Raw genomic sequence first — 5,996 nt, 5'->3', positions numbered from 1 at the left:
TTTTATAGGTATTTTTTCAACTTTTGATCTTTTTAATGGTAGTTTAGATAAATATTTATCCAGTAGTGTACTAACTTCTTCCTTTGTTGTGCAACCAACAACACTAATAACTATATTATCTTTAGCGAAATTACGCTTTACGTACGCTAAAACATCATCTCTAGTAATATTCATTATAGTGTCAAGAGTTCCATACTCACTTTTTGAGTAAGGATGTTTTTTAAACAACAACATACTCATTTTCTTTTCAGCAACAAAATAAGGATTTTTTTCAAGATTATTAAAATTAACTTTGGCTTTCTCAAGAGCTCTATTAAATCCTTCGTGGTCAACTTTAGGATACATTATAACATCTCCTAGTAACGAAACTGCATCCTCTAGATTCTCAGACAAAGTATTTAACAAAACCCTAAATGCTTCTAAATCAGCAATAAAATTTAAACTGATTCCTTTACCTTCAAGCCTTTTTGCAAAATCCTTGGCATCACTTTTTCCAGCTCCTTCTTGAATTGCAAGAGAAGTGAACCAAGTGAGTCCCTGTTTGTCTGCATTCTCATACGCGTAACCTGCATCTTTGAACGATATGTTCAATGAAACCTTTGGTAAATCACGGTTTTCAACGAATAAAAACTTAAACCCTTTCTTGGTAGTGACCTTTTCTATATTTAGGTTACTACTTGCTTGCAAATTAAAGCCTAGGCAGAAAAAAAATAAAAATACAAATTTACTTATCTTCATTGTTACCTCCTTATTGGTAGCAAACGACCAACTAACTTATCAGCAGAAAAGATGGTACGGATTTTACTATTCACATCTTCTAAATTAACATCATCAATTTTACTATATGAAATATCTATTTCATCAAGTGGAATACCAAGTGCTAGATGTGAGCCATAGAAAAATGCTATATTGGTTAAGCTCGATAGATTATCAAGCTGTGCTGCCTTGTACCTATACTTTGTGCTTTGCAACTCCTCATTCGTTATTCCTTCCGAGGCAAAGTGATTGATAGCACTATCTAGCTCTCTTTCAACGACATCTAAATTCACTCCGCTTTTTGGAGCTACCTCAATATCAATATAACCATCACTAAAAGTTAAACTATCATAATAAGCAGACACTGACACTGCCATACCTTTGCTTAGAACCAAATCTTTATATAGTTTACTAGATTTGCCACTCCCTAAAATGTTAACTGCCAAATCAACAGCAGAAGTTTCACTTACATGCTTAAATAAAGGAACACGATAACGAAAATATAATACTGGTTCTTTTACCTCATTGCTTTCTAAAGTTACTGATAAACTTGCATTGTGTACTGGATCCTGATTTGGGTAATATCTAATTACTGGCTTGGCTTTAATTTCTCCATATTTTTCTTTTGCTAATTTCACCACTGCATCAAACTCCACATCACCAACAACCAGCAGCATTGCATTGTTTGGGTGATAATAGTTATCATGAAATCTCGTTATATCATCCTGATTGTAAGTTTTAATATCGCTTTCCCAGCCAATAACAGGCCTGCCATAGCCAGTACGGTAAAATGCACTATTCATTTCTTCCCATAATAAATTGCTAGGACGATTTTCAAATCTCATCTTTCTTTCTTCCAGCACGATGTTTTTTTCCCTATCTATTTTGTCTTGAGTAACATTAAAGTTGCCCATTCTATCTGCTTCGACTTCCATTGCCAGTGGTAAATCTTTTTTGAGGATCAATTCATAGTAAATAGTATATTCCTTAGTCGTGCCCGCATTAAATTGAGCCCCGATGCTACTCATAGTAGATTCTATGTCTTTAAACTTTCCTGTAGTTTCAAACATTAAATGTTCAAAATAGTGAGCCAATCCTGTTTTACCAATCAAATCATCCATTCCTCCAACTTTATATATTACTGCATGCAGGACAGCAGGAATTCGATGATTAGGAACGACATAAACATCTAATCCATTGCTGAGTTTAACATGCTTTACGTTGTGTTCTACACTTTCAGCTTTCAGAGCAATTAGATAAACGAAAAAAAATACAAGTAATATAAAAAAACTAAAGAACTTATTAAGCATTATTCTTATCTAATATAATTGAACTCAAAACAATGATTTTATTCCTCATTTCACTGAGAAACAAGTCTATCATATATGTACCATTTATATAATAATGTAAACATTCCGCAAGCTATATATAAATCTGCCAAATTGAAAGCTGGCCAGTACCAATTACCAATATGAAAATATATGAAGTCATATACAGCTCCCCAGTAGATCCTATCAACTACATTTCCGATTGCTCCACCAATCATCAAAGAAAAACCAAGACAAGTTAATCTATCATTAGACTTATAAACCAAGTATATAAGTACACTAACTATTAGTGTTGAGAACGCTGAAAAAAAGAGATCGTTATATGGTAAGGCGCTGAACATTCCAAAACTAATGCCTGAGTTCCATACTTCAACTAGTTTTATAAAGCTGGAAACTTCAATTGACTCTCCCTCATCAATCAATGAATTTATGTAAAGCTTGCTCACCTGATCTGTTAATATCACAATAAGTATAATAATCAAGCATAGTTTTTTCATAAGTCTGTCCCCAACCGATAAGCTTCAAATATATCATGATTTATCTGTTTTGCTAATTCGTCAACACCAAGGAACCTCTTTTCCGATCTTATGAATTTTAAAAGCTGTATATTAACCTTACGATCATACGCGTCTTCATTAAAATTGAATATGTGCATTTCTACTATGGGCTTTTTTAAATCCTTAAACGTAGGCCTCATACCAATGTTTACTACTCCGTATAACCAATTTGGAACGCTGTTAGGGAATGAGCCTTTTGTAAAGCCTTCTGTTATTCCATTCCTTTGACACTGAGATCTATAAATTCTAGCACCACGTAGTGGAATAACATCTAAGGAGGTAAATGCCACTTTGGCATAATATGTGCCAAACTTAGGTTTTATCATACGATCTTCTATCGGAATATTTATAGTTGGAAATCCTATTTTTCTACCTCTAAGTGCACCTTTCATTACAGTACCAGAAACTTGATAGGGCCTGCCAAGCAACTTATTAGCAATTTCTATTTCGCCTTTTTGCATGTGCTCTCTAATTGAAGAAGAAGAGCAAATTTCTCCACCAACTGTTAATAGTTCTAATTCAGTCAAGGAATATCCATATGTTTCAGAAAATTTCCTTAAGGTTAATGTATTGCCCAACCGTTTATGACCAAAAGTACAACTTTCTCCGACAATTATGTGTTTAGTGTTATACCTATCTATCAAAATCTTGCTGATGAAGTCATCACAGCTGATCTGAGAAAAACCTTTATTGAAATTAATAATATATAAGTAATCTATACCATAGCTGCTGATTAGTTCCTTTTTTTGTTCTTGATTTATTAATTTAAAGTTATTCCTATTAAATAAAACAGTTGATGGATGAGGCTCAAAAGTTAAGATTGCGGAGGGTAATCCTCTTTCTTGTGCTATTTTCTTTAGAGTAGAAATTGCTAACTCATGTCCTAAGTGAATGCCATCGAAGTTTCCGAAGGTTAATGCTACGTTATTTTCTGTTCCTTGCTCGTAATCATAAATAATTTTCATACAATTTGATATTTTATATGTTTCCTATTATTATTATAATAACTGTATTTTATAAACTAGGGAGGTAAATTGTGAATGCTAACAGAAAGGTCGTTATATATATAAAGCAGTATTGTCCATTCTGCAAAAAAGCAAAGGAATTACTGGATGAAAAAGGTGTAAAATATGAAGAAATTGGCGTGCTTGAAAAGCCAGATTTGTTCAATGACATAAAGTCAAAATATAATGTTAGAACAGTTCCGCAAATTTTTATTGTTGATGAAAACGGCAATTATGTACACCATATTGCTGGATATGACAAATTGATAGACCTTGAAAGGGAAGGAAAGTTAGATGATATGTTAAGTACCAATTATGATAAAACTGATGTAACAACTTATACAAGCAGCAGTAATGAGTATGAAGAATGTGTAGTACCACATGACGATTTTATGTGATTTTTCTTGCTTTTACTGTTGTGTAACGCACAAATGAAGAATTAGCATACTTGCTTAAATAAATTTTAATGGATTAAAAATACAATTCGTTTAGTGAGTTTTTCTAGTGAGAAAAAATGACAAAAAATATTTCAATTGTTAGCAGGAACTTAATTACTATTGAACTAGTTGACGAACAGGATTTGGGGAATTTTATTAAAATTTTCACGGTGCTTGATAAGCATGTAGCAGCCAAAACTCTTTTTACAGAGGAAGTAAGGATAGAGTATAAACAAGGGGTTGTTGATTTACTAAAAAGTTCAGGCTTCACGTACCATGACGTTGAAAATGTATTGCACCATTTGAGTAAACACGGGATGAAGGTGTCAAACAGCGTTATATCGCGCACTCTTCTTTCTGCATGCAATCATGCACTTAAGTCTAAGGGCATAGCGTTTTCATTTTTTAGTGACTCTCCACAGTTCAACATTAGAGTGAATAAAAACACTTTCATCATGACTCCCATGAGCGAAGAAAATTTGGAACTAAATTCACGAAATAGTAAAACGTTAACAGAGCTGTTAAAGAACGAAAAAAGTACGTATGATTGCGTGATAAAAGAGAATACTATTAACATAATAGTAAATTCTGAAATACATCAAACAATAAATTTGATCGTAAAATCACTGGTACAGTCTTGCCTCTTAGCAAAAGAGGAAGAAGTAAAACTAAAAGAGCAACTGAGACAACTTGCTTTTAAGGATCAAGCTTTTGTTGAGTATTCCAGTATCAAAACCATCAATAGATATCCACAAAATCATCCTTTGAGAAAGTATGAAAATATTACTAAGGATATAGAAGACATTTTATGTAACTTTATAGCCACTGAGAACAGCAAGGTTGCTGTAGAGCAACTAAACAGGCTTAATTTAGAAGTTTCCCCTGACACTCCAAGAATCATTACTAAAACTATAGATAAACTTGTCAAGTTCCACTGAGATAATACAAACTGATGTCTGTATATATCTGTTTTTTCAAAAAAATAAGTACTCAAATTTAAGTACTTATTTCAATTCACAATTTAAGTCTGCACCAGTAGAATTTACATGGGAAACCAAAAAAAATTAAATGTTTAAAATATTGAGGATAATTTTTATCTTTTTAAAAACTAATCACATGCTGCATTTAGCTTTTGCGCAAAACATCCCTAGCCTTCCTTATCTGGACGGACCAACATCAATTCCCATTGTACAAAGAACGTATAGACAATAATAGAAAAGGGCCATATTTAGTAGTATGGCAAAATAGCGTGGTTTAAATAGCATTAAAATCAAAATTATTGGATGAAAAAGCCGTGGAATCAAAAGAAACGCTGAAGAAAGTGCAAAATGCATATATGTAAAAGAACTAAATGCTGTAATTGCAGCAAAAAAGCACAATATAACAGCTGTAGCAAAAATATGTTCATTTCAAAAACAGCATTGATTACATGAATAAAGCACCTAAAATTTGAAAGAGGAGAAGAACTGTAACATTACCATTAAAGATAAGAATCAAGAAGAAATTTAGCTTGAATGTCAAAAGTCTACAGTAATATGTAAAAAATGAAGTTCTCGTATATTACGATTACGCTAAGGCCAATTCATAATGAACAAGATAAAGGTAGACAGGAAGAGTTAAAAAAAATTAATGAGGCTATTGATAATACAAATTACCACTATTAGTGAGTCAAATAAGCGACATCGCAGAGTTGTTTAATTGCAGAGCAAGAAAGAGGGCCAATAAATTAACACAAAGCGCTCTCAAGCAAAGCAATCGTATTATAGGCTTTATTACGCAAGATGCTTTGTTTTATATACAACCAAAGTCTTTCAATGGGATTGAACTCGGGTGAACATGGTAATAGGAATATAGTTTTGATATCCTTAAGTACCTTTAAACTTTTTGACTTACGTCAACTAGCACAATCAATGG

General features: G+C 32.7%; 6 protein-coding genes and 1 pseudogene. 3 read left to right on the top strand and 4 right to left on the bottom strand.

Translation table 11 applies throughout. From position 1 onward, the window contains the following. From GO684_RS04800 to ribF, 4 genes and pseudogenes are all read right to left on the bottom strand, one after another. Positions 1–738, bottom strand: a 738-nt coding sequence (locus GO684_RS04800) for a M16 family metallopeptidase (protein WP_175939371.1), incomplete at its 3' end; no start/stop codon positions are given. Further along, positions 725–2,066 (bottom strand): annotated as a pseudogene (locus GO684_RS04795) (M16 family metallopeptidase). The pseudogene GO684_RS04795 and the gene GO684_RS04800, both read right to left, overlap by 14 nt. A 50-nt stretch (positions 2,067–2,116) precedes the next feature. Beyond that, the gene (lspA, locus tag GO684_RS04790) at positions 2,117–2,581 is read right to left on the bottom strand and encodes a signal peptidase II (protein ID WP_175939369.1); all 465 of its coding nucleotides are present in this window, start codon (positions 2,579–2,581) and stop codon (positions 2,117–2,119) included. Further along, a complete protein-coding gene (gene ribF / locus GO684_RS04785; protein ID WP_175939367.1) occupies positions 2,578–3,606 on the bottom strand; it encodes a riboflavin biosynthesis protein RibF in 1,029 nt (342 codons plus the stop codon). Before ribF ends, lspA begins: the two co-directional genes overlap by 4 nt. A 68-nt stretch (positions 3,607–3,674) precedes the next feature. On the opposite strand from ribF, the gene GO684_RS04780 reads away from it, so the two are divergent. The 3 genes from GO684_RS04780 to GO684_RS05415 all read left to right on the top strand — a co-directional run bounded on the left by GO684_RS04780 (position 3,675) and on the right by GO684_RS05415 (position 5,916). Continuing rightward, positions 3,675–4,043, top strand: a complete 369-nt coding sequence (locus GO684_RS04780) for a glutaredoxin domain-containing protein (RefSeq protein WP_175939374.1) — start codon at positions 3,675–3,677, stop codon at positions 4,041–4,043. Positions 4,044–4,159: 116 nt separating this feature from the next. Continuing rightward, a complete protein-coding gene (locus GO684_RS04775; protein ID WP_175939365.1) occupies positions 4,160–5,020 on the top strand; it encodes a hypothetical protein in 861 nt (286 codons plus the stop codon). A 725-nt stretch (positions 5,021–5,745) separates the two neighbouring features. Further along, a complete protein-coding gene (locus GO684_RS05415) occupies positions 5,746–5,916 on the top strand; it encodes a hypothetical protein (protein ID WP_246228236.1) in 171 nt (56 codons plus the stop codon). The last annotated feature ends 80 nt before the right edge of the window (positions 5,917–5,996 follow it).

This window comes from Wolbachia endosymbiont of Litomosoides brasiliensis (assembly GCF_013366805.1).
Lineage (GTDB): Bacteria > Pseudomonadota > Alphaproteobacteria > Rickettsiales > Anaplasmataceae > Wolbachia.
Note: the sequence above shows the minus strand (reverse complement) of the source record. Positions and strands in the feature narration are given on the sequence as shown.

Coding starts and splice junctions, on each gene's coding strand:
- lspA (WP_175939369.1), bottom strand. CDS start 2,581: ATGAAAAAACTATGCTTGATTATTATACTTATTGTGATATTAACAGAT.
- ribF (WP_175939367.1), bottom strand. CDS start 3,606: ATGAAAATTATTTATGATTACGAGCAAGGAACAGAAAATAACGTAGCA.
- GO684_RS04775 (WP_175939365.1), top strand. CDS start 4,160: ATGACAAAAAATATTTCAATTGTTAGCAGGAACTTAATTACTATTGAA.